The organism is Pseudomonas koreensis (genome assembly GCF_025447595.1).
Taxonomy (GTDB): domain Bacteria; phylum Pseudomonadota; class Gammaproteobacteria; order Pseudomonadales; family Pseudomonadaceae; genus Aquipseudomonas; species Aquipseudomonas koreensis_H.
Genome location: NZ_JAOEJU010000033.1, coordinates 35,212 through 57,940 on the forward strand (window position 1 = coordinate 35,212; position 22,729 = coordinate 57,940).

The 22,729-nt window shown below is 59.9% G+C and carries 22 protein-coding genes and 4 tRNA genes; 14 read left to right on the forward strand and 12 right to left on the reverse strand.

Features of this window, described 5'->3' with window-relative positions; all coding sequences use genetic code 11:
• Positions 1-126: 126 nt before the first annotated feature.
• From N8H71_RS26930 to N8H71_RS26940, 3 genes are all read left to right on the forward strand, one after another.
• Positions 127-1,143 (forward strand): class I SAM-dependent rRNA methyltransferase, encoded by a 1,017-nt coding sequence (locus N8H71_RS26930; RefSeq protein WP_262196329.1) that lies wholly within the window; start codon positions 127-129, stop codon positions 1,141-1,143.
• Positions 1,144-1,276: 133 nt separating this feature from the next.
• Positions 1,277-4,228: a DUF748 domain-containing protein gene (locus N8H71_RS26935; RefSeq protein WP_262196330.1), complete on the forward strand. Its 2,952-nt coding sequence runs from the start codon at positions 1,277-1,279 to the stop codon at positions 4,226-4,228.
• On the forward strand, positions 4,228-4,524 hold the full coding sequence (locus N8H71_RS26940; RefSeq protein WP_262196331.1) for a DUF2845 domain-containing protein: 297 nt from the start codon (positions 4,228-4,230) through the stop codon (positions 4,522-4,524). Before N8H71_RS26935 ends, N8H71_RS26940 begins: the two co-directional genes overlap by 1 nt.
• Before the next feature lie 166 nt (positions 4,525-4,690).
• Here the strand turns inward: N8H71_RS26940 and N8H71_RS26945 are convergent, their stop codons facing one another.
• Positions 4,691-5,047, reverse strand: coding sequence for a BON domain-containing protein (locus N8H71_RS26945; protein WP_007959598.1), 357 nt, complete (start codon positions 5,045-5,047; stop codon positions 4,691-4,693).
• A gap of 298 nt (positions 5,048-5,345) precedes the next feature.
• Positions 5,346-5,783, reverse strand: coding sequence for a pilin (locus tag N8H71_RS26950; RefSeq protein WP_262196333.1), 438 nt, complete (start codon positions 5,781-5,783; stop codon positions 5,346-5,348).
• Between the two features lie 226 nt (positions 5,784-6,009).
• On the opposite strand from N8H71_RS26950, the gene pilB reads away from it, so the two are divergent.
• Genes pilB through yacG form a run of 5 tightly spaced genes read left to right on the forward strand, consistent with a single transcriptional unit; the run spans position 6,010 to position 10,621 of the window.
• Positions 6,010-7,710, forward strand: a complete 1,701-nt coding sequence (pilB, locus tag N8H71_RS26955; protein WP_262196335.1) for a type IV-A pilus assembly ATPase PilB — start codon at positions 6,010-6,012, stop codon at positions 7,708-7,710.
• 2 nt (positions 7,711-7,712) lie between these two features.
• Positions 7,713-8,930: a type II secretion system F family protein gene (locus N8H71_RS26960; protein WP_262196337.1), complete on the forward strand. Its 1,218-nt coding sequence runs from the start codon at positions 7,713-7,715 to the stop codon at positions 8,928-8,930.
• A 1-nt stretch (position 8,931) separates the two neighbouring features.
• The gene (locus tag N8H71_RS26965) at positions 8,932-9,804 is read left to right on the forward strand and encodes a prepilin peptidase (RefSeq protein ID WP_262196339.1); all 873 of its coding nucleotides are present in this window, start codon (positions 8,932-8,934) and stop codon (positions 9,802-9,804) included.
• Positions 9,801-10,424: a dephospho-CoA kinase gene (coaE, locus tag N8H71_RS26970; protein ID WP_262196341.1), complete on the forward strand. Its 624-nt coding sequence runs from the start codon at positions 9,801-9,803 to the stop codon at positions 10,422-10,424. The genes N8H71_RS26965 and coaE overlap by 4 nt, the downstream gene beginning before the upstream one ends.
• Positions 10,421-10,621 (forward strand): DNA gyrase inhibitor YacG, encoded by a 201-nt coding sequence (gene yacG / locus N8H71_RS26975; protein ID WP_262196342.1) that lies wholly within the window; start codon positions 10,421-10,423, stop codon positions 10,619-10,621. The genes coaE and yacG overlap by 4 nt, the downstream gene beginning before the upstream one ends.
• Positions 10,622-10,627: 6 nt before the next feature.
• Here yacG and N8H71_RS26980 read toward each other — a convergent pair whose 3' ends face one another.
• Entirely contained in the window at positions 10,628-10,843 is a 216-nt protein-coding gene (locus N8H71_RS26980) for a hypothetical protein (RefSeq protein WP_197870613.1), read from the reverse strand.
• 65 nt (positions 10,844-10,908) lie between these two features.
• A complete protein-coding gene (locus tag N8H71_RS26985) occupies positions 10,909-11,598 on the reverse strand; it encodes an energy-coupling factor ABC transporter permease (RefSeq protein WP_262196344.1) in 690 nt (229 codons plus the stop codon).
• 133 nt (positions 11,599-11,731) lie between these two features.
• On the opposite strand from N8H71_RS26985, the gene N8H71_RS26990 reads away from it, so the two are divergent.
• From N8H71_RS26990 to N8H71_RS27010, 5 genes are all read left to right on the forward strand, one after another.
• Positions 11,732-12,358: a DUF1780 domain-containing protein gene (locus N8H71_RS26990; protein ID WP_007959580.1), complete on the forward strand. Its 627-nt coding sequence runs from the start codon at positions 11,732-11,734 to the stop codon at positions 12,356-12,358.
• Positions 12,355-12,882 (forward strand): MOSC domain-containing protein, encoded by a 528-nt coding sequence (locus tag N8H71_RS26995; RefSeq protein WP_102686306.1) that lies wholly within the window; start codon positions 12,355-12,357, stop codon positions 12,880-12,882. The genes N8H71_RS26990 and N8H71_RS26995 overlap by 4 nt, the downstream gene beginning before the upstream one ends.
• Positions 12,883-12,933: 51 nt before the next feature.
• Entirely contained in the window at positions 12,934-13,107 is a 174-nt protein-coding gene (locus N8H71_RS27000) for a DUF3094 domain-containing protein (RefSeq protein WP_007909875.1), read from the forward strand.
• A 66-nt stretch (positions 13,108-13,173) separates the two neighbouring features.
• On the forward strand, positions 13,174-14,472 hold the full coding sequence (locus tag N8H71_RS27005; protein ID WP_085689761.1) for an NAD(P)/FAD-dependent oxidoreductase: 1,299 nt from the start codon (positions 13,174-13,176) through the stop codon (positions 14,470-14,472).
• Between the two features lie 294 nt (positions 14,473-14,766).
• The gene (locus tag N8H71_RS27010; RefSeq protein ID WP_262196346.1) at positions 14,767-15,174 is read left to right on the forward strand and encodes an HvfA family oxazolone/thioamide-modified RiPP metallophore; all 408 of its coding nucleotides are present in this window, start codon (positions 14,767-14,769) and stop codon (positions 15,172-15,174) included.
• Positions 15,175-15,246: 72 nt separating this feature from the next.
• On the opposite strand, the gene N8H71_RS27015 is transcribed toward N8H71_RS27010, so the two are convergent.
• The 8 genes from N8H71_RS27015 to rluD all read right to left on the reverse strand — a co-directional run bounded on the left by N8H71_RS27015 (position 15,247) and on the right by rluD (position 22,123).
• Complete coding sequence (locus N8H71_RS27015) at positions 15,247-16,872, reverse strand: methyl-accepting chemotaxis protein (protein ID WP_262196347.1); 1,626 nt, start codon at positions 16,870-16,872, stop codon at positions 15,247-15,249.
• A gap of 161 nt (positions 16,873-17,033) precedes the next feature.
• Positions 17,034-17,110: transfer RNA gene (locus N8H71_RS27020), tRNA-Pro, on the reverse strand.
• Positions 17,111-17,207: 97 nt separating this feature from the next.
• Positions 17,208-17,283, reverse strand: a tRNA-Lys gene (locus tag N8H71_RS27025).
• 5 nt (positions 17,284-17,288) lie between these two features.
• Positions 17,289-17,365, reverse strand: a tRNA-Pro gene (locus tag N8H71_RS27030).
• Between the two features lie 9 nt (positions 17,366-17,374).
• Positions 17,375-17,450 (reverse strand) — tRNA-Asn (locus tag N8H71_RS27035).
• A 296-nt stretch (positions 17,451-17,746) separates the two neighbouring features.
• Positions 17,747-20,311, reverse strand: a complete 2,565-nt coding sequence (clpB, locus tag N8H71_RS27040; RefSeq protein ID WP_085712172.1) for an ATP-dependent chaperone ClpB — start codon at positions 20,309-20,311, stop codon at positions 17,747-17,749.
• 130 nt (positions 20,312-20,441) lie between these two features.
• The gene (gene pgeF / locus N8H71_RS27045; protein WP_262196348.1) at positions 20,442-21,164 is read right to left on the reverse strand and encodes a peptidoglycan editing factor PgeF; all 723 of its coding nucleotides are present in this window, start codon (positions 21,162-21,164) and stop codon (positions 20,442-20,444) included.
• Positions 21,161-22,123: a 23S rRNA pseudouridine(1911/1915/1917) synthase RluD gene (gene rluD, locus N8H71_RS27050; protein ID WP_011335991.1), complete on the reverse strand. Its 963-nt coding sequence runs from the start codon at positions 22,121-22,123 to the stop codon at positions 21,161-21,163. Before rluD ends, pgeF begins: the two co-directional genes overlap by 4 nt.
• Positions 22,124-22,275: 152 nt before the next feature.
• On the opposite strand from rluD, the gene bamD reads away from it, so the two are divergent.
• Positions 22,276-22,729, forward strand: a 454-nt coding sequence (gene bamD / locus N8H71_RS27055; protein WP_262196349.1) for an outer membrane protein assembly factor BamD, incomplete at its 3' end; no start/stop codon positions are given.

Consider the following 22,729-nt stretch of genomic DNA (forward strand, 5'->3'; position numbering starts at 1 on the left):
GCAAGCTCGCTCCCACCAGGACTTATGATCGTCTGTGGGAGCGAGCCTGCTCGCGATGGGAACCCCTCGACTGCCTGCCAAACTGCTAAACTCCCGCGCCCCGATACCCTCCAGCAAGGCGCCCGCATGTCTTCCTTGAACCTGGCGCTGCGCGCCGCCCTCGATCAACGCCAGGATCTGCTCGCCGAGCTGCACCGCCAGGGCACCGACTGCTATCGGCTGTTCCACGGCAGCCAGGAAGGTGCCGGCGGCCTGACCATCGACCGCTACGGCCCGCAACTGATGGTGCAAAGTTTCCACCAGACCCTGGCGCGCGAAGACCTGCTGCAACTGCACGCCATGGTCAACCAGACCCTGGGCCTTGAAACCCTTCTGATCTACAACGACCGCTCCCATGGCAACTCGCGAATCGACCGCGAAGACAGCGTCTACCGCGCCGACGACGCGGCACTGGCCGATCTGGTCGGCCACGAATGGGGCCTGAATTATCGAGTGCGCGGACGCCACTCCGGGCAGGATCCGCTGCTGTTCCTCGACCTGCGCAACACCCGCGGCTGGGTCAAGGATCACGCCAAGGGCAAAAGCGTACTCAACCTGTTTGCCTACACCTGCGGCGTCGGTCTGAGCGCAGCGGCCGGCGGTGCGCGCGAAGTGTGCAACCTGGATTTCGCCGAGGGCAATCTGGCGGTCGGCCGCGAGAACGGTCAGCTCAATCCGCAGTTGCCGACCATGGAATTCATCCAGTCCGACTACTTCCCGGCGATCCGCCAACTGGCCGGTCTGCCGATCAGCCAGCGTCGCGGGCAGAAACTGCCGAGCTATCAGCGACTCGAACAGCGCCAGTACGACCTCGTGCTGCTAGACCCACCCGCGTGGGCCAAGAGCGCTTTCGGCACCGTCGACCTGCTGCGCGATTATCAGAGCCTGCTCAAGCCTGCCCTGCTGACCACTGCCGAGAATGGCGTGCTGATCTGCTGCAACAACCTGGCGAAAGTCAGCATGGACGACTGGCGTGAACAGGTGCTGCGCTGCGCTGAAAAAGCCGGGCGGCCGGTGCGTGAATGGAGCGTGATGACGCCAGGTGCCGACTTCCCTTCGCGGGATCAACAACCGCCGTTGAAGACACTGATCCTGCAGCTCTGATCTTTACCCCTGCAGGAGCAGCCTTCGGAAGCTCCTACAGAAATTGCAGACAAATCTGAACAATCCTGTCTCGCGCGATGTACTTCGGAACCGGAATCGCGTGCCATACTCCAAGGCACTCCGATTCAGACAGATGAAGCCGCACATGCCCAAAGGATTGATTCGCGCGATTGGCGCCCTGTTGACTGCCCTGGCCCTCTACAGCCTGCTGGGGTTCCTGATTTTGCCGGGCATTGCGCTCAGGGTGGTGAATCAGCAACTGGCCAACTACGCCACGGTGCCGGCGCATCTGCAGCGCATCGAGCTCAACCCGTTCAGCCTTGAACTCACGCTTTGGGGCCTGGTGATCGGCGAGCCAGGCAAGGAACAGGTCGGTTTCGAACGTCTGTACGCCAACCTGCAACTCGACAGCCTGTGGACCAAGGCCCTGCATCTGTCCGACATCGAACTGGAAAAATCCAAAACCGAGATCCTGTTCGCCAAAGACGGCCAGCTCAATCTTCTCGGCTTGTTCAAGCTCCCGGCCAGCGAGCCCACCCCGGCCGATCCCGACGCCAAACCGTTTCCGCTGCGCATCGACCGGATCCAGCTGGCCGGCGGCAACCTGCATTTCGTGGATGCACGTCCGAGCGAACCGATCGAGTTCGTCTACGACAAGCTCGACTTCGAGCTGAAAAACCTCAGCACCCTGCCCGAAGACAACGCTGACATGACCCTCGTCGCGATCGGCCCGGCCGGTGGGCAGATCGACTGGAAAGGCAACTTCAGCCTGGTTCCGATCGCTTCCGAAGGCACTCTCAAGATCACCGACGGCAAGATGAAAGCCTTCTGGCCCTACGTGCGCGACGCCGTGCCACTGGTGCTGGAAGAGGGTGTCGTCAGCCTGAGCACCGACTACAAGCTCAACCTGTCCAAGGAAACCGAACTGCTGCTGAGCAACGTCGCGGTCAACATCGCCCCGTTCGCCATCAAGGCGCCGGACGGGCGTCAACTGGCGAAACTCGAGCGCCTCGACGTCAGCGACACCACCGTGGACCTAGCCAAACAGCAAGTGGTGGTCGGCAAGATCCGCAGCCAGAAACTGGAAACCTGGGCAGCCCTGGAAGCGGACGGACAACTGGACTGGCAGAAACTGTTCGCCAGCCAGCCATCAAAACCTGCCGCCAAAGCGGCTGCGGAACCGAAAAGCACTCCGGCCGCTGCCGACTCGCCGAAACCCGAGCCGACTGCGCCGAGCAAGCCATGGCAAGTGCTGCTCAAGGACGTGCAACTGCGTGACTATAAAGTGCATCTGGCCGATCGCTCGGCGAAGCCGGAAGTCACCCTGGATGTCACGCCGCTGAACGTCGATCTGCAGAATTTCGACAGCCTCAATGGCTCGCCTTTCAACCTCAAACTCGACACCGGCCTGGGCAAGCAAGGCAAGATCAGCGCCGACGGCGTGGTCAATCTGGCCCCGGTCACCGCGCAGCTCAACGTGAAAACCCAGGACATCGACCTGCGGGTCGCGCAGTCGTACATCAACCCGTTCATTCGTCTCGAACTACGCAGCGGCATGCTCGGCAGCGACCTGAAAGTGAACCTGAAAAGCACCGACCCGCTGGCCCTCAGCGTCACCGGTCGTGCTCAGGTCGATCAGTTACACACCCTCGACACCCTGAAAACCCGCGACTTCCTCAAGTGGCAGCAAGTGGTGGTGGAAGGCCTGAACTATCAGCACGGCGACAGCCTGTCGATCGACAAGGTCAACCTGTTCCAGCCGTATGCGCGGTTCATGATCAACGATGACCGCACCACCAACATCGACGACCTGCTGATCCCGCAACCGGCCGATTCCGGGGCAAAGACAGCCGCGGCGAAACCGGCGAGCAATGACAAACCGCTGGGTATTCACATCGGTGGCATCGCGATCAATGACGGCTCGGCCAACTTCGCCGACTTCAGCCTGACCCCGAACTTTGCCACTGCGATCCAGCAACTCAACGGTCAGATCGGCACCATCGACAGCCGTCAGGCGAAGCCCGCCAGTGTCGACATCAAGGGCAAGGTCGACCGCTATGCGCCGGTGACCATCAAAGGCGCGGTCAATCCGTTCGACCCGATGGCCAGCCTCGACATCGCCACCAGTTTCAAACGGGTCGAGCTGACCACTCTGACGCCGTACTCCGGCAAGTTCGCCGGCTACCGGATCCGCAAGGGCCGACTCAATCTTGATCTGCACTACCTGATCACCAAAGGCCAGCTCAAGGCCGAAAACAAAGTGGTGGTCGAGCAACTGCAACTGGGTGAGAAGGTCGACAGCCCGGATGCCGTGAGCCTGCCGCTGAAACTGGCGATTGCCCTGCTCAAGGACGTCGACGGCAAGATCTCTATCGAGCTGCCGGTGACCGGCGACCTGAACAACCCGCAATTCAGCGTAATGCCGATTGTCTGGCAGACCCTGCGCAATTTGATCGTCAAAGCCGCCGCCGCACCGTTCAAGCTGATCGGCGGACTGGTCAGCGGTGGTGGTTCCGAAGACCTCGGCACCGTGTCCTTCGCACCGGGCTCCAGCGACCTGAGCAAAGACGCCGAAGCCGCGCTGGTGAAGCTGTCGCAAGCGCTGAAGGAGCGTCCTGCCCTGCGCCTGGAAATCGAAGGCACCGCCGCCCAGAGCAGCGACGGCCCGTTGATCGCCGAACAGCGCCTGGAACGTGAATACCAGTACAACTACTACAAGATGCTCCAGCGCCGGGGCGACAAGGTGCCGGCTCAGGCTTCGCTGATTCAGGTACCGGATAACGAAAAAGGCCCGCTGCTTGAAGGCATCTACCGCACCCGCCTGAAAACCCAGCCACCGGCCGAATGGAAGGATCTGGGCAAGGAAGAACGCACGGCAAAAATGCGCGCCGACGTAATCAAGTTCTGGAGTTCCAGCGACGTGCTGCTGCGCCAGCTCGGTCAGGACCGGGCCAGCAGCATCAAGGATTACCTGGTGGACAAGGGCCAACTGGCCGACGATCGCGTGTACTTCATCGACGCCAACCTCGGCGAAGCGGAGAGCGACGGCCGGGTGGTGACACAAATGCATCTGGATGCCGAGTAATGAAGTGCAAGTGGCTGACTGCACTGGGACTGGCGTTAATCGCCAGTCAGGCCGCGGCGTCCGATACCCTGCGCTGCGGCAGCCAACTGGTGAGCCTTGGCGACCGTGCCAGCGAGGTGCTGCAGAAGTGTGGCGAGCCGGTCAGTCGCGATCTGCTCGGTTACAAACGCAGCGCCAATCGTCGTGAAGAGTTTCAGGTCGAGGAATGGACCTACGGCCCGAGCAACGGCATGTATCAATACCTGCGCTTCGAAGGCAATCGCCTGAAGCAGATCAACAGCAAGCGCGGCAACTGACCTCTCCGCTTTTCCCGTCTCTGAAATAGAACAGGCCCCGACATGAATGCCGGGGCCTGTAATGGCCACATTCCGTGTGGCCGTTCGCATGAACTCTAAAGTGCGGCAGACGTATTGCTCGGCCCGCCTGTCGCGTCTTCTCCCGGTCCAGGCGAGAAGTCTTGCCTTACTCGGCTTTCAGGCCGTCAGCGGAGACCGCTTTCACGCCTTTGATTTTCTTGGTGATGTTCACTGCGGTGGTTTTCTGGGCTTCGGTGATGGCGACCTCAGAGGACAGGGAAACCACACCTTTGTTGGTTTCGACTTTGATGTCGGTACCAGGAATGCCTTTTTCGGTTACCAGGTCGCTTTTGACTTTGGTAGTGATCCAGGTATCGGAAGTAGCTTCTTTAGCCTTGGTGACTTCACCGGCAGCCAGGGTCATTGGCGCCTGAGTGGCCTGAGTCGATTGAGCAAATGCACCGGAAGCCATGGTCAGGGTCAGCGCGGTAGCAGCAGCGGCAGTGATAGCGAACTTCTTCATACGAGTAACTCCTGTTTTTCTGGAAAGTCTGCTGGATGTCTTGTCAGCAGGGTTACCGGAGATATTGCGAACGCTGTGCCAACTTTTAAGATCGAAATATTCCCTTTAAAATCAACAAGTTAAGAATATGAGATATTTTCGAAATCATGCAATTTGCATGACCTGTGAAATATCTACATGCAAGTTGCGGCTTTTCAGAAAGTTCCTAACACCCTGAAATTATTGAAGCTTTTGTGAGCTGCCGCGCAATAAGAAATGCCCCGCGAAGCGGGGCATTTCTTGCTGTATCGCTCAGGTATCAAGCGCCGCTGCCAGGGCAACCTCTCGGTGCGTATTCATTGTTGACCGTCGAAGCACATGTCCAGACACCCGACGTAGCGCCCGTGGCCGCGCCAGAGCGGGTGAGCGTAATGGTTTTGCCCAGCACAGGACCTGGAGCATTAAGCAGCGTGCATGTAATGGTGCCGGCACCCGTCGATGCGGTTCCCGAAGCAGTCAGTGTGCAATTCGATGTTGTGGTGTTGCCACCGGCAACGTTTGTAAGTGAAGGATCTGTCCCCTGATTAATGGTGTCTTCAAAGGGCACTTTAAGCGCTGAAATCTCTGCGAGACCGGCAGTCACCTTGGACCGCGCCTGATATTTGGAATATTGCGGCAACGCGATGGTGGCCAGAATACCGATGATCGCCACAACGATCAGCAGCTCGATCAGAGTGAAACCTTGTTGTTTCTTCATAGACACGCTCCATGCATGAGTCGGAATCTCATGATCTGAACAGGACTCAGCACAGCCCGTGCCAAGCGCTTGCAGCCCCGGCCTGCTGGTCGTCCTCCGGCTGACGTGCCGATTCCTACAACCCGTAACCGCACTATCTGACACTTTTTGTCACCTGCACCTCCCGTGTTTGGCGCTGTCACTTGACTAGGCTATAAGTCATGAACGGCAAGCACGTGGAAACCCCATGAATGACATCGCTCTGAGCGGTCTGGCCAAACAATTGGTGCAGGCCGAATTGCTCACGGAAAAGAGTGCCCAGCAAGCTTGGCAACAGGCGCAGCGCAATCGCGTGTCGCTGGTCAGCTACCTGGTGCAGAACAAACTGGTGAAGAGCTGGCAGGTCGCCGAGATCGCCTCGGAACATTTCGGCATGGCATTTCTCGACCTCAACTGCCTCGACAAGGAAACCCAGCCCAAAGGGCTGGTCAGCGAAAAACTGGTGCGCCAGCACCATGCCCTGCCCCTCTGGCGGCGCGGCAACAAGCTGTTCGTGGGGATTTCCGACCCGAGCAATCATCAGGCGATCAACGACATTCAGTTCAGCACCGGGCTGAGCACCGAAGCCATTTTGGTGGAGGACGACAAGCTCACCGATGCCATCGAAAAATTCTTCGACCATCATGCTACCGGCCTGGAGGAAATGGGGGACGTCGACCTCGACGGAGTGGACATCGAGTCGATCGACGACAACAGGCAAGAAGCGATAGGCGGGCTTGATGCCGACGATGCCCCGGTGGTGCGATTCGTCCACAAGATGCTGCTGGATGCGATCAGGGGCGGCGCCTCCGACCTGCACTTTGAGCCCTATGAGAAGAACTACCGGGTGCGGGTACGCACCGACGGCATCCTGCGTGAGGTGGCCAAGGCGCCGATTCAACTGGCCGGGCGAATAGCCGCCCGCCTCAAGGTAATGGCCAGCCTCGACATTTCGGAACGGCGCAAGCCTCAGGACGGGCGGATCAAGATGCGCCTGTCGAAGAGCAAGTCGATCGATTTCCGGGTCAACACCCTGCCCACGCTCTGGGGCGAGAAAGTGGTGATGCGGATTCTCGACCCGTCCAGCGCCCAGATCGGCATCGATGCCCTCGGCTACGAGCCGGAGCAGAAAGACCTGTACATGGCCGCCCTCAAGCAACCACAAGGCATGATTCTGGTCACCGGCCCCACCGGCTCAGGCAAGACCGTGTCGCTGTACACCGGGCTGAACATCCTCAATACCGTCGACATCAACATCTCCACCGCCGAAGACCCGGTGGAGATCAATATGGAAGGCATCAACCAGGTCAACGTCAATCCCCGGCAAGGTATGGACTTCGCTCAAGCCTTGCGCTCGTTTCTGCGTCAGGACCCGGACGTGATCATGGTCGGCGAGATCCGCGATATCGAAACCGCCGAAATCGCGATCAAGGCGGCCCAGACCGGGCACCTCGTGCTGTCCACCCTGCATACCAACAGCGCAGCGGAAACCCTGACCCGTCTGCACAACATGGGCATTCCCGGCTTCAACATCGCGACCTCGGTGAGCCTGATCATTGCCCAGCGGCTGGCGCGAAAACTCTGTAGCCACTGCAAGAAGCCCATCGAGATCCCCCGCGAAACCCTGATAAAGGAAGGTTTTCCCGAGGAACGCATCGGCCAATTCACGATCTATGAGCCCTCCGGTTGCGATCACTGCAACGGCGGGTACAAGGGTCGCGTGGGAATTTATGAAGTGGTGAAAAACACCCCTGAGCTGCAACACCTGATCATGGCCGAGGGCAACTCGCTGGAAATCGATACCCAGATGCGCCGGGACGGTTTCAACGACTTGCGCACATCGGGCCTGATCAAGGCCATGCAAGGCATTACCAGCCTTGAAGAAATCAACCGGGTCACCAAGGACTGAACATGGCGGTCAAGGCAGCGAAAATCAGCATCTACGCCTGGGAAGGCACGGACCGCAAAGGCAGCAAGGTGACCGGCGAGTTGAGCGGCCAGAATCCCGCGTTGATCAAGGCTCAATTGCGCAAGCAAGGCATCAACCCCGGCAAGGTGCGCAAGAAATCCGCCTCGCTGCTGAGCCTGGGCAAGCGCATCAAGGCTCAGGACATCGCTCTGTTCACCCGGCAGATGGCGACCATGATGAAGGCCGGCGTCCCACTGTTGCAGTCGTTCGACATCATTGGCGAAGGCTTCGAAAACCCGGCCATGCGCAAACTGGTGGACGAGGTAAAACAAGAGGTGGCAGCCGGTAACAGCTTCGCCGCTTCACTACGCAAGAAGCCACAATACTTCGATGAGCTGTACTGCAACCTGGTGGATGCCGGCGAGCAGTCCGGTGCCCTCGATACCTTGCTGGAACGGGTCGCGACCTACAAGGAAAAGAGCGAAAGCCTCAAGGCCAAGATCAAAAAGGCCATGACCTATCCGACCGCCGTGGTGCTGGTGGCTGCGGTGGTCACCGGGATTCTGCTGGTCAAAGTGGTGCCGCAATTCCAGTCAGTGTTCTCCGGCTTCGGTGCCGAATTGCCGGCATTCACCCTGATGGTCATCGGCCTCTCGGAATTCATGCAGCAATGGTGGTGGGCGATTCTCGGAGCACTGGTTGGCGGTTTTTTCGGTTTACGTCACGCACTGAAAAAATCCCAGGCCCTGCGCGACCGGCGCGACGCCTGGTTTCTCAAGCTGCCGCTGGTGGGCACATTGATGTACAAGTCCGCTGTGGCGCGGTTTGCCCGCACCCTGTCGACCACCTTCGCGGCTGGCGTGCCGCTGGTGGAAGCGCTGGACTCTGTGGCCGGGGCCACCGGCAACGTGGTATTCAAGCGCGCCGTGCTGCGCATCCGCCAGGATGTTTCCACCGGCATGCAGCTGAATTTCTCGATGCGCTCCACCGGCATTTTTCCGAACATGGCGGTGCAAATGACTGCTATCGGCGAAGAGTCCGGCGCGCTGGACGAGATGCTCGACAAGGTCGCGGGTTTCTATGAGGACGAAGTGGACAATATGGTCGACAACCTCACCAGCCTGATGGAGCCATTCATCATGGTGGTACTCGGGGTGATTGTCGGCGGTCTGGTGGTGGCGATGTACCTGCCGATCTTCCAACTCGGCTCAGCGATCTGACATGCCTATCAACGAACTCTTCAGCCTGTATCCGCTGGCCTTTGTCTTCACCGCCCTGCTGTTGGGGCTGGTGGTCGGCAGTTTCCTCAACGTGTTGATCTGGCGCCTGCCGAAAATGCTCGAGCGTGAATGGCGCCAGCAGGCCCACGATGTTTTGGGGCTACCCGGTGAAGCGCCTTTGCCCACCTACAACCTGATGCTGCCGCATTCGCAATGCCCGCACTGTGGCCACCGGATCCGGGCGTGGGAAAACATTCCCGTGTTGAGTTACGTGTTCCTGCGCGGGCGCTGCTCGAGTTGCAGCGCACCGATCAGCAAACGCTACCCGCTGACCGAACTGGCCAGCGGCCTGCTCTCGGCGTTCATCGCCTGGCACTTGGGTTTCGGCTGGCCGGCGTGCCTGCTGATCGTGCTGACCTGGGGCCTGTTGGCCATGAGCCTGATCGACACCGAACATCAATTGCTGCCCGACGTGCTGGTGCTGCCGCTGCTGTGGCTGGGACTGATCGTCAACAGCTTCGAGCTATTCGTGTCGCTGCACGACGCGCTGTGGGGCGCGGTGCTGGGTTACATGGCGCTGTGGTCGGTGTTCTGGCTGTTCAAGTTGATCACCGGCAAGGACGGCATCGGTCACGGCGATTTCAAGCTGCTGGCGCTGCTCGGGGCCTGGGGTGGCTGGCAGATTCTGCCGCTGACCATCCTCTTGTCCTCGCTGGTGGGCGCCGTGCTTGGGGTGATTTTGCTCAAGCTGCGTGACCAGAAAACCTCGACGCCGATCCCCTTCGGCCCGTATCTGGCAATTGCCGGCTGGATTGCCTTGCTCTGGGGTGGTCAAATAACCGGCTTCTATTGGCAGTTTGTCGGTTTGAAATGAATACCCCTGTGGAAAAACCCTGGATTCTCGGCCTGACCGGCGGCATCGGCAGCGGCAAAAGCGCCGCCGCCCAGCACTTCATCGATCTTGGTGTCCACGTGGTGGACGCCGATCACGCGGCGCGCTGGGTGGTCGAACCGGGCCGTCCGGCGCTGGCGAAGATCGCCGAGCACTTCGGCCCGGATGTGCTGCAGGCCGATGGCACGCTGGATCGTGCGGCCCTGCGCAAACTGATCTTTGAGGTGCCGGAGCAACGGCGCTGGCTCGAAGCGCTGCTGCATCCGCTGATCGCCGAAGAAATCGCCCATCACCTGGCGCTGGCACAATCGCCTTACGCAATTCTGGTCTCGCCGCTGCTGATCGAGTCCGGGCAATACACGATGACCCAGCGAATCCTGGTGATCGACGCCCCGCAACAACTGCAGATCGAACGCACCTTGCAGCGTGACCAGACCAGCGAACAGCAGGTCCAAGCGATCCTCAAGGCCCAGTCCAGCCGCGAAGACCGCGTCAGCCGTGCCGACGACGTGGTGTTCAACGACCGCGACCTCGCCTGGCTGCACAGCGAGGTCGAGCGCCTGCATCACTTTTACCTGACTTTATCCGGAGGCCAATCATGAGCCAGACCCCAACCGTCAACTGCCCGACTTGCGGCGCGCCCGTGGAATTCACCCCGGAAAACAAATACCGTCCGTTCTGCTCGGACCGCTGCAAGCTGATCGACCTCGGCGCCTGGGCGTCGGAAGAACACAAGATTCCGGTGACCCCGGATGCCGAGGACGAACTGTTTTCCGGCGATTTCGACCCGCGTCACTGATCCCGCTCAGGGCCGCATGAAGCCGTAGTCCTGATCGTCGTCGAGGTTTTCGGCCAGAAAGCGCAACTCGTCAGCCAGGTCTTCGGCGTTACGCACCGCCTTGCTCTGCTGCACCACCGCACTGAGCAAGGCGCGCAGGCTCAGGCCCGGATCGAACCCCACCTCCTGCGCCATCTCCAGACTCTGCCGGGTTTCCTGCTTCGCCCACTCGTACACGCTCATGCCGCTGCTCCTGAAGGGATTTGGCCGAGCATGAAATGCCGCGCGCAGAGTGGATTTGATGTGGATCAAGACTTGGGATCGTCGTCCTTCCAGGGCGCCGAAAGGTAGCGGGTGCGGTTGAACGTTTCCAGCCATTCCGGGCAGAACACCACCAAAGCGCTGACCACCATGCCGTTGATGAAGGCTTCGGGAAAAATCAGCAACCACAGGTAACCGATGAAATCCTCAAGCCATTCGGGCATGGCAAACAGACCGTCGTACCAGAGCAACGTCAGGCTCAGTGTCAGACAGAACAACGCCGACAGCGCCGCGGCGAAAAAGCCGGAACAGAAAATGTACACGAACGGATTGCGCGGCTGTGCACGCTCGACCAGGATCGCCACGCATTCGGTGATCAGCACCGGCAACAGGATCAGCAAGGCGCCGTTGACCCCGACGGCCACCAGATCCTGACGCCCCAACAGCACCAGTCCCGACTGCGCCACCAGTCCACCGACGATTGCCAGCGGCCAGTCCAGCAGGAGCGTCACCGCTGTCATGCCGATGAAGTGGTAAGACACTCCGGTGTCGAAATCCCTGCGCACCAGCCACAGCAGAAACAACGCGAACACCGTGCCGAACAGCAAATGCTGACGACGGTTGTCGCTGAACAGTTCGACCCACGGTGCGCGGACAATCGCCCAGAGCAGGACCGGCAGGTAAATCAGCCAGCCGAGGGTCAGACTTGCCGATGACAGCAGTTCTGCACCGATCATGATCCCATCACCTTGATTCGCACCGCAGACTCCTTTGATTGGCGCTCCTGCGGCGGAGTCTACACCTGCACGGCGGAACATCTGCCGATGCAAAGCTTTCTGCTTGTCGCAATTGAACGCTAAGCTTGGGCCTATGGATGACTCAGATTATTTACGCCTGCTGACCATCGCGGCCGAGCAAGCCAACGCCTTCCTGTCCAATGCCCGCAAATGGGAGCGTGAGCGTTGGGTCTGCCAGCGCCTTCTGCAAGGCTTGAATATTCCGTATCGTGCCGACGAATTCGCCCCCGCCGGTGAGCCGCCGGACGTGTTGTTTCGCGACGCCAATTTCGAGGTGTTTTTCGTCCTCGACGAGGGCCGTCGGCTCAACGACGAATGGCGCGATGAGCTGCAACGTCGGCGCAGTGCGTTTTCCCTCAGCCAACTGGTACGCCGTGAAGCCAAGCCGCGGCGGATTCCGGCCAATGAATTTCTGCTGAGACTGGCGCCGACCTTGCGCAAGAAAGCGCACAACTACAAAGAACGCGGCATGGACCTGGGCGAGCTGGACATCATTGCCTTCGCCAGCCTCAAACGCGAAGTGCTCGACCTCAACAGCCATTTTCCGCCGCCCACCGAATACCTGCGTCAGGGCTGGCGCTCACTGTCGCTGGTCGGGCCGACTTTTGCCCGGGTGCTGTTCGCCCATCCCGATGCCCCGGATTTCCTGCGCGGTAACCTGGGGCGCAGCATCGTGTTCGATGTCGGGATCAGCCTGTGACGCCACTTCAACAACTGATTGCCGATGTCCCGCAGACCGGATGCGTGCGCTGGATTGGCGTGCGCCCCGAGTCACGGGGGCCGATGCTCGCGCTTGACGCAGTGGAAGCGCGGCTCGAAGCGGGGCTCACCGGCGACCATGCTCGTCCCGGGGTGCGCAATGCGCGGCAGGTGACGCTGATTCAGTGGGAACATCTGGCTGTCATCAGTGCCTTGATGGGCCGGTCGGCCGAACAACCGGTCACGCCTGAAGATCTGCGGCGCAATCTCGTTATAAGCGGGATCAACCTGTTCAGCCTCAAGGGGCGGCGCTTTCGCATTGGTCAGGCGATTTTCGAAACCACAGGCTGGTGCCAGCCGTGTGCGCGTCTGCAAAACAACCTCGGCCCCGGAACGTTCCAGGCCGTGCGCGGACATGGCGGAATCACCGCGCGAGTGTTACAAAGCGGGATCATTCGCCTCGGGGACAGTGTATCTGTCGAACCGGTCCCGGACAGTGGCTATGCTGCGTTCAATCCCGGTTGAAAACCGCTGTAGCGTGTTCTCATTCAGTAACGTCTACCTGACGAGGCCTTTATGACCAGCCGCCTGAACCCCGAAGACCAGAAGCATGTCGAAGAGTACCTGCAGTTGTCCCAACACCGTGTCGAGCGCCGGCCATTCCGGCCGTGGATGCTCCTGGTGCTGGTGCTGGCAGTGACCATTGGTCTGGGCCTGCTGAGCCGATTTATCAGTTACCTGACGCTATGAGCTGCATCGCGCTCGCTCGGGTTACGACGACAAAGATTTCCTTTAAAAACCTTGCGAGCTATTCCTATGTCCCATCGTATTGTCATTGTCGGCGGCGGCGCCGGCGGTCTGGAGTTGGCTACCCGTCTGGGTAAGACTCTGGGCAAACGCGGCACCGCCAGCATCATGCTGGTCGACGCGAACCTCACGCACATCTGGAAACCGCTGTTGCACGAAGTGGCCGCCGGATCGCTGAACTCTTCCGAAGACGAACTCAACTATGTCGCCCAGGCCAAATGGAACCACTTCGAGTTCCAGCTGGGGCGCATGAGCGGGCTCGACCGTGAGCAGAAGAAGATCCAGCTGGCTGCCACCTACGACGAAAACGGCGTTGAGCTGGTCCCGGCGCGGGAAGTGCCCTACGACTCGCTGGTGATAGCGGTCGGCAGCACCACCAACGATTTCGGCACCCAGGGCGCGGCGCAGCACTGCCTGTTCCTCGACACCCGCAAACAGGCCGAGCGCTTCCACCAGCAACTGCTCAACCACTATCTGCGTGCCCACGCCGGGCAGACCGATGCGGTCCAGCAGATCAGCGTGGCCATCGTCGGCGCGGGCGCCACAGGCGTCGAACTGGCCGCCGAGCTGCACAACGCCGCCCATGAACTGGCGGCTTACGGTCTGGACCGGATCAAACCGGAAAACATGCACATCACCCTGATCGAAGCCGGGCCTCGAGTGCTGCCAGCGCTGCCGGAGCGGATCAGCGGGCCGGTGCACAAGACCCTGGAGAAACTCGGGGTCAACGTGATGACCAACGCTTCGGTCAGCCAGGTTACCGCCGACAGCCTGATCACCGCCGATGGCAACGAGATCAAGGCCAGTCTGAAAGTCTGGGCTGCCGGGATTCGCGCACCGGGTTTCCTCAAGGATATCGACGGCCTGGAAACCAACCGCATCAACCAACTGCAAGTACTGCCGACGCTGCAAACCACCCGCGACGAGAACATCTTCGCCTTCGGTGACTGCGCCGCGTGCCCGCAACCGGGCTCGGATCGCAACGTTCCGCCACGGGCCCAGGCTGCGCATCAACAGGCGTCGCTGTTGGCCAAGTCGCTGAAACTGCGGATCGAAGGCAAGACCCTGCCGGAGTACAAGTACACCGACTACGGCTCGCTGATTTCGCTGTCGCGTTTTTCGGCTGTGGGTAACTTGATGGGCAACCTGACCGGCAGCGTGATGCTCGAAGGCTGGCTCGCGCGGATGTTTTACGTGTCGCTGTACCGCATGCACCAGATGGCGCTGTACGGGCCGTTCCGCACGGCGATGCTGATGCTGGGCAGCAAGATCGGACGCGGCACCGAGCCACGCCTGAAGCTGCACTGATGTAACACCCTGTGGGAGTGAGCTTGCTCACGAAGACGGTGGATCAGTCGATAAATGCATCGGCTGACCCGCCTCATTCGCGAACAAGCTCGCTCCCACAATGATTTGTGTTGATTGAAAGCTCTGTTTCCTACTGTATCTGCGCCACATGTTCGCACCTTCGATTACAAACGCCCCCACTCCTCGACACAGACGCGATACACCGCCACTGCTTAATGGCCACACCCGAGCACACCTGCTCCGGCTTGATCGCCCTTAACGTGTGGTTGCGCTGTGCAACCGAAGGAGAATGCAATGTCCCATACTTCGAAAATCGGCAAAAACTCCCTTGGCCTGGTCGGTGCCGTACTGGCCGGCGGCCTGATGCTGTCCGGCTCGGTGTTCGCCGCGCAACCTTTGGCCCAAGGCTACATGGTCGCCTCGGCCGAGACCTCGGTGAAAACCCCGGAAGGCAAATGCGGTGAAGGCAAATGCGGCGATGCGTCGATGGCCAAGACCGACACCGATGGCGACGGCAAGGTCTCTCGCGCCGAGTTCCTGAAGGTCGCGCCGAAGTCCGACTTCGACAAGATCGACACCAACCACGACGGCTTCATCGACGAGCAAGAGGCGTACAACAACGTCAAAGCCAACTTCGAAGCCAACGGCAAGAAAATGCCGAAAGGTCTGTTCGAACACCTGAAAGACCAGGACGGTGTCTGATTTCTCAGACGCCCGACAAAACAAAGCCGCGTCTTCTCCGACGAGAAGCGCGGCTTTTTCACGCCTGCATGATTACAGCTGGAAGCGTCGCACCATGCCTTGCAGGGCATTGGCCAGTTGCGACAGTTCATGGCTCGACGCGTTGGTTTGATCGGCACCCGCCGCCGAGCGCACCGACAGATCGCGAATGTTCACCAGATTTCGATCTACTTCCCGCGCCACTTGCGCCTGTTCTTCGGCGGCGCTGGCGATCACCAGATTGCGCTCGTGGATTTCGTGTACCGAGGCCGTGATCGTCTGCAACGCTTCACCGGCCCGCTCGGCCAGCACCAGGGTGGTGGCGGCGCGCGAGGCACTGGCCTGCATCGACTCCAGCGCCAGGCTTGAACCGTTGCGCATGCCCTGCACCATCTGCTCGATTTCCTGGGTCGATTGCTGTGTGCGATAAGCCAGCGCGCGGACTTCGTCGGCGACCACCGCAAACCCGCGTCCACTCTCCCCGGCCCGGGCCGCTTCAATGGCAGCGTTGAGTGCCAACAGGTTGGTCTGTTCAGCGATCGCACGAATCACGTCCAGCACTTTGCCGATGTCTTGCGACTGGTTAGCCAGTGATTGCACCAGCTCGCCGGTGTGTTCGACTTCGCTCGCCAAGGCGTTGATGGCGCTCGCGGTTTCGCTGACACGTTCCTGTCCCAGTTGTGCCGACTCGCTGGATTGACGGGTAGCGTCGGACGTCGACACCGCATTGCGGGCGACTTCCTCGACCGCCGTGGTCATCTCGTTAACGGCAATGGCGGCCTGTTCGATTTCGTTGTTCTGTTGTTGCAGTCCTTGCGTGCTGTCGTGGGTGACCGCGCTCAGTTCGTCGGAAGCGGTCGCCAGTTGCGTGGCCGAACCGCTGATGCCTTGCAGGGTTTCGCGCAGGTTCTGCTGCATGGTCGCCAACGCCTTGAGCAAGCGGCTGACTTCATCGTTGCCGTGGGTTTCGATCGGGCGGGTCAGATCACCTTTGGCGACGTGTTCAGCAGCGTCGACGGCGGCGCTCAGGGGGCGAACGATGCTGCGGGTCAGCAACATGGCCAGAGCTACGGTTGCCAGTGCCGCCAGAGCGATGAACAAAGTCACGATGGTGCGCGAGGTATCGTAATGGGCGGCTGAGTTCTGGCTTTCGGCGGCGACCTGCCGGGCGAACAGATCCGCCAGGTCGTTGAGTTGTTTGCCGGAGCCGTCGACCACGGTTTTCATGTCGACCAGCAGCAGTTTGGTCAGCTCGTCACGCTTTCCTTGGTCGGCAAGGGTGAATGACTGTGCGATTCCGGTGCGATAGGCAGCGAAGGTTTTCTTGAACTGGTCATATATCTGCCGGCCTTCAGGTGTAGTGACCAGCCGATCGTAGGCCGCGATTTTCTCGCTCAATTCCTTGTCTCGGGTGTCCATCTGGCTGCGGTACGTGGCGATGTTGGCCGGATCCTGATCCAGCGCCATGCGCAGGGAGATAGTGCGAATGCGCAACATGATCTCGCGAATCTCGTCGCCACCACGAATGCTCGGCAGCCACTGCGTCTCCACCGCCACTTCGCTGTCGCGGATGCTCGACATCTGCCCCAGCGCAAACACCCCGAGCAACGCCACCAGCACCGCGATGAGGGCAAATCCCAGAGCAGCGCGGGGAGCAATATTCAACTGACGAAGCAACATGACGAACGCCCTTTTTCTTGTATTGGCAGAATTCAGGGGCGTTTTGATGCGGCAGGCCCCTTTGGTTAGCGGGCTATCGGCAAGTTGTACGATGACTTGAATGAAACATTTCCGGAGGGCAAAAAAAATCCCCGTATCTTTCGATACGAGGATTATTAATATGGTCGGGGTAAGGGGATTCGAACTCCTGACATCCTGCTCCCAAAGCAGGCGCGCTACCGGACTGCGCTATACCCCGGTAAAAAAAAGGCGATCTTTCAAAGATCGCCTTCTTCGATCAGCGCTTTTGGCCTCTGATCTTAAGATTCGATCCCAGTGTTACCTGGTTTCAAAAATGGTGGGTCGTGTGGGATTCGAACCTACGACCAATTGGTTAAAAGCCAACTGCTCTACCAACTGAGCTAACGACCCAAAAATGGTCGGGGTAAGGGGATTCGAACTCCTGACATCCTGCTCCCAAAGCAGGCGCGCTACCGGACTGCGCTATACCCCGGCTTGAAATTGGCTCCGTGACCAGGACTCGAACCTGGGACCCAATGATTAACAGTCATTTGCTCTACCGACTGAGCTATCACGGAACTACATATTTCAATTTACAACGGTGAAACTTGCAGCTTCTCGACTTCGTCCGCATCGCTGCGTTCGTGTGTCTGAGGCGCGCTATTCTACAACCTAGAACACCTCTGTCAACCCCCTAAATTGCTTTCAAGTTAATGATTTGCAACTTATTTCAGATTTCTGCTCAGTGAGCTGAAACCCTGTGGGTGACTGACTGCGGGGCGCACTTTACAAGCCTTTTCCTTTGAGTTCAACAGCCTGGCGAAAAAAAAGGCCTCGCAATGCGAGGCCTTGATTACTTCAACACCGTCGAGCGTCAGTTGAACGTGATCTCGTCGTTCTCTACGACGCCGGTCGCGGTCTCGCCCGGCAGGAAACGTCCCGACAGAATCAACTGCGCCAACGGGTTCTCGATCCAGCGCTGGATCGCACGCTTCAGCGGTCGTGCGCCATAGACCGGGTCGTAACCGACGGCAATCAGCTTGTCCATCGCCTCCGGGCTCAGTTCCAGCTTCAGCTCGCGCTCGGCCAGACGGCTGCGCAGACGGCCCAGCTGGATCTCGGTAATGCCCGCGATCTGATCCCGCGCCAATGGCTCGAAGATCACCACTTCGTCGACCCGGTTGATGAACTCCGGACGGAAGTGGGTGGAAATCGCGTCCATCACCGCTGCACGTTGCGCTTCACGATCGCCTACCAGTTCCTGGATCTGCATCGAACCGAGGTTGGAGGTCATGACGATCACGGTATTGCGGAAGTCCACCGTGCGGCCGTGACTGTCGGTCAGGCGTCCATCCTCCAGCACTTGCAACAGGATGTTGAACACATCCGGGTGCGCCTTCTCGACTTCGTCCAGCAGGATCACCGAGTAAGGCTTGCGCCGTACCGCTTCGGTCAGGTAACCGCCCTCTTCATAACCGACGTAGCCTGGTGGCGCACCGATCAGCCGTGCCACGGAATGTTTCTCCATGAACTCGGACATGTCGATCCGCACCATCGCCTCTTCCGTATCGAAGAGGAATTCGGCCAGCGCCTTGCACAGCTCGGTTTTACCGACACCGGTCGGGCCGAGGAACATGAACGAGCCGCTCGGGCGATTCGGGTCGGACAGCCCGGCACGGGAACGCCGCACCGCGTTGGCCACGGCAACCACCGCTTCGTCCTGGCCGATCACGCGTTGATGCAACAAGCTTTCCATCTTCATCAGCTTGTCGCGCTCGCCTTCGAGCATTTTCGACACTGGAATACCGGTCCACTTCGAAACGACTTCGGCGATTTCCTCTTCGGTCACCTTGCTGCGCAGCAACTGGTTTTCGCTCTTGCCGTGCTGGTCGACCATTTGCAGGCTGCGCTCCAGATCCGGGATCACCCCGTACTGCAACTCGGCCATGCGGTTCAGGTCGCCTTTACGGCGCGCGGCTTCCAGTTCCTGACGGGACTGTTCGATCTTCTGCTGAATCTGCGCAGAACCCTGCACCTCGGCTTTTTCCGAGTTCCAGATTTCTTCCAGGTCCGAATACTCCCGCTCGTGGCGGACGATTTCTTCCTGGAGTTTTTCCAGGCGTTTGATCGCCGCTTCGTCGCTTTCTTTCTTCAGGGCCTGAGATTCAACTTTCAGTTGAATCAGGCGCCGCTCCAGACGATCCAGCACTTCCGGCTTGGAGTCGATCTCCATGCGGATGCGGCTGGCCGCTTCGTCGATCAGGTCGATCGCCTTGTCCGGCAGCTGCCGGTCAGTGATGTAGCGGTGGCTGAGCTTGGCCGCCGCGATAATCGCGCCGTCAGTGATCGCCACCTTGTGGTGAACCTCGTAACGCTCTTTGAGGCCACGCAGGATCGCGATGGTGTCTTCTTCGCTCGGCTCATCCACCAGTACTTTCTGGAAGCGCCGCTCGAGGGCCGCGTCCTTCTCTATATATTGGCGGTACTCGTTGAGCGTAGTTGCGCCGACGCAATGCAACTCACCACGGGCCAGCGCCGGTTTGAGCATGTTGCCGGCGTCCATCGAGCCTTCGCCCTTGCCGGCGCCGACCATGGTGTGCAGTTCGTCGATGAACAGAATGATCTGCCCTTCCTGCTTCGACAGCTCGTTGAGCAGCGCTTTCAGGCGCTCTTCGAACTCGCCGCGATATTTGGCACCGGCAATCAGCGCCCCCATATCGAGGGACAGCAGACGTTTGCCGCGCAGGCCATCCGGCACTTCGCCATTGATGATGCGCTGGGCCAGCCCTTCGGCAATTGCGGTTTTACCCACGCCAGGCTCACCGATCAGCACCGGGTTGTTCTTGGTGCGGCGTTGCAGAACCTGAATGGTGCGACGGATCTCGTCGTCACGGCCGATCACCGGATCGAGTTTGCCGTCTTCGGCGCGCTTGGTCAGGTCGACGGTGTATTTATCCAGCGCCTGACGCGACTCTTCGTGGTTGGCGTCATTGACCGCCTCGCCACCGCGCAGGTTGTTGATTGCATTCTCCAGGGCTTTTTTGCTCACGCCCTGGCCGAGCAGCAACTTGCCAAGCTTGCTGTTCTCGTCCATCGCGGCGAGCAGCACCAGCTCGCTGGAAATGAACTGGTCGCCCTTCTGCTGGGCCAGACGGTCGGCCTGGTTGAGCAGACGCGCCAGATCCTGCGACATGTTCACGTCGCCGGTCGGGTTCTGGATTTTCGGTAATTGATCGAGCTCTTTGGTCAGCTCTTTACGCAAGCTGTTGACGTCGAAGCCCACCTGCATCAACAGGGGTTTGATCGAACCACCCTGCTGTTCAAGCATGGCTTGCATCAAATGCGCCGGCTCGATGGCCGGATGATCGTGGCCGACAGCCAGGGATTGGGCATCGGACAACGCCAACTGCAATTTGCTGGTTAAACGGTCTATACGCATGGGTCACCTTCCTTTTGAGCAGGCCGGACCTAAAAACCATCCTGAATAAAGAAACCTGCCAGATACCGCTATAGATGCGGTCGATTCTGGAAGATTCAAGCGTCAGAGGTGTGATGCAGATCAGGCAAGTCTAGCGGGTGAGCCAAACCAGGGAGGCGAAGCGACCAGTGCGCGATGCACGGCGATAAGAGAAGAAGCGCGGATCGGTCACGGTACAGAAACCGCCGCCATAAACAGCGGTGACACCACGAACCGCCAGACGCAGCCGTGCCAGCTTATAGATGTCGGCCATGAACTTGCCGGCGTTGTGGCTCGGGACAAAGGCTGTCTCGGCTTCGGGCAATTGATTGATGAAGATTTCCCGGACTTCCGGGCCGACTTCGAAAGCTTGCGGGCCGATAGCCGGGCCGAGCCAGACCAGTACGTCTTCGGCTGGCACATCCAGGCTTTCGAGGGTGGCTTCCAGCACGCCGGCCGCCAGTCCACGCCAACCGGCATGAGCCGCAGCAACGCGAGTACCGGCACGGTCGCAGAACAGCGCCGGCAGGCAATCGGCTGTCATTGCCGCACAAGCAATTCCAGGAGTATCCGTCCAACTCGCGTCGGCCGTGGCCACCACGGACGGATCAGCATGCGCCACGGCAATCCCGTGCACTTGCTGCAACCAGGCAGGCTTTATAGAGAAATGTTCGGTCAGGCGCCGACGGTTTTCGGCGACGGCCTCAGGATGGTCATCGACATGATCGCCCAGGTTGAGGCTGTCGAACGGCGCCTCGCTGACGCCGCCCTCGCGGGTGGTGACACAGGCCTTGACGCTGGCCGGCGCGGGCCAGTCCGGCGTCAGCCAGTTCATCCGACGAATGCCTCGCGATCCTGCTTGAGCAGGGTCAGCAGCCACACCAGATCTTCCGGCAGCGGCGATTCCCAGCTCATGCGCTCACCGGTGGTCGGATGATCCAGCTCAAGGAATCGCGCATGCAGAGCCTGACGCGGGAAGTGCTTGAGGGATTCGACCATGGTCTGGCTCGCGGCCGGCGGAATGCGGAAACGACCGCCGTACGCCGGGTCGCCGACCAACGGGAAGTTGATGTGCGCCATGTGCACGCGAATCTGGTGAGTACGACCGGTTTCCAGCTTCACCCGTACGTGAGTGTGGGAACGGAAGCGTTCCAGCACGCGGTAGTGGCTGACGGCCGGCTTGCCGCCTTCCATCACCGCCATGCGCTGACGCTGCTGGCCGTGGCGGCCGATCGGGGCATTGATCTTGCCACCGGCGGTCACCACGCCGATCACGATGCACTCGTAGATCCGGCTGACGCTGCGGCTTTGTAGCTGGGCGACCAGCTTGGTCTGCGCCTGAATGGTCTTGGCCACCACCATCAGACCGGTGGTGTCCTTGTCCAGACGATGCACAATACCGGCGCGCGGGACATTGATGATATCCGGCACGTGGTGCAACAAGGCGTTGAGCAAGGTGCCATCAGCGTGACCGGCAGCCGGGTGCACCACCAGGCCCGCAGGCTTGTTGATCACCAGAATGTCGTCGTCTTCATAGACGATGTCGAGTTCGATGTCCTGAGCGACCCATTCACCCTGGGCCTCCTGCTCGGCAGTGAGCTCAAGGATGGCACCGCCATGAACGATGTCGCGCGGGCGGATGACCGCCCCGTCCACAGTCAGGCGACCTTCTTTGATCCAGGCGGAAAGGCGCGAGCGCGAGTGCTCGGCGAAGAGTTGGGCGGCGACTTGATCGAGGCGTTGGCCGCCCAATTCGGACGGCACCTCTGCGCGAAGTTCAATTTTATCGGACATGCTCGGACTGGGCGTCGGCTACAGCCTTTGGTTTCGGCTGCGCGCTTGTGGTTAAATACGGCGTCTTTTGCCCCGGGGCTTTTCAACGGGGCGCTCATCATAACAGGACGGCCCCGCCCAAGACAGCGGCCGTCATAGGGACGCAAGCCGCCATGCAAGTGAAACACCTGCTGCTGATCGCCATCCTCGCATTGACCGCTGCTTGCTCATCGAAGGAAGTCGTAGACGAAAACCTGAGTGAAGCCGAGCTGTACCAGCAGGCTCAACAGGACCTGGACAACAACAGCTACACCAGCGCCACAGCCAAGCTGAAGGCTCTGGAGTCGCGTTATCCGTTCGGTCGCTACGCCGATCAGGCGCAGCTGGAACTGATCTACGCCAACTACAAGAACGCCGAGCCGGAAGCTGCAAAATCCGCCGCCGAGCGTTTCATTCGTCTGCATCCGCAGCACCCGAACGTCGATTACGCCTACTACCTGAAGGGTCTGACCTCGTTCGACCAGGACGTCGGCCTGCTGGCGCGTTTCCTGCCGCTGGACATGACCAAGCGTGACCCGGGTGCCGCCCGCGACTCCTACAACGAGTTCGCCCAGCTGACCAGCCGCT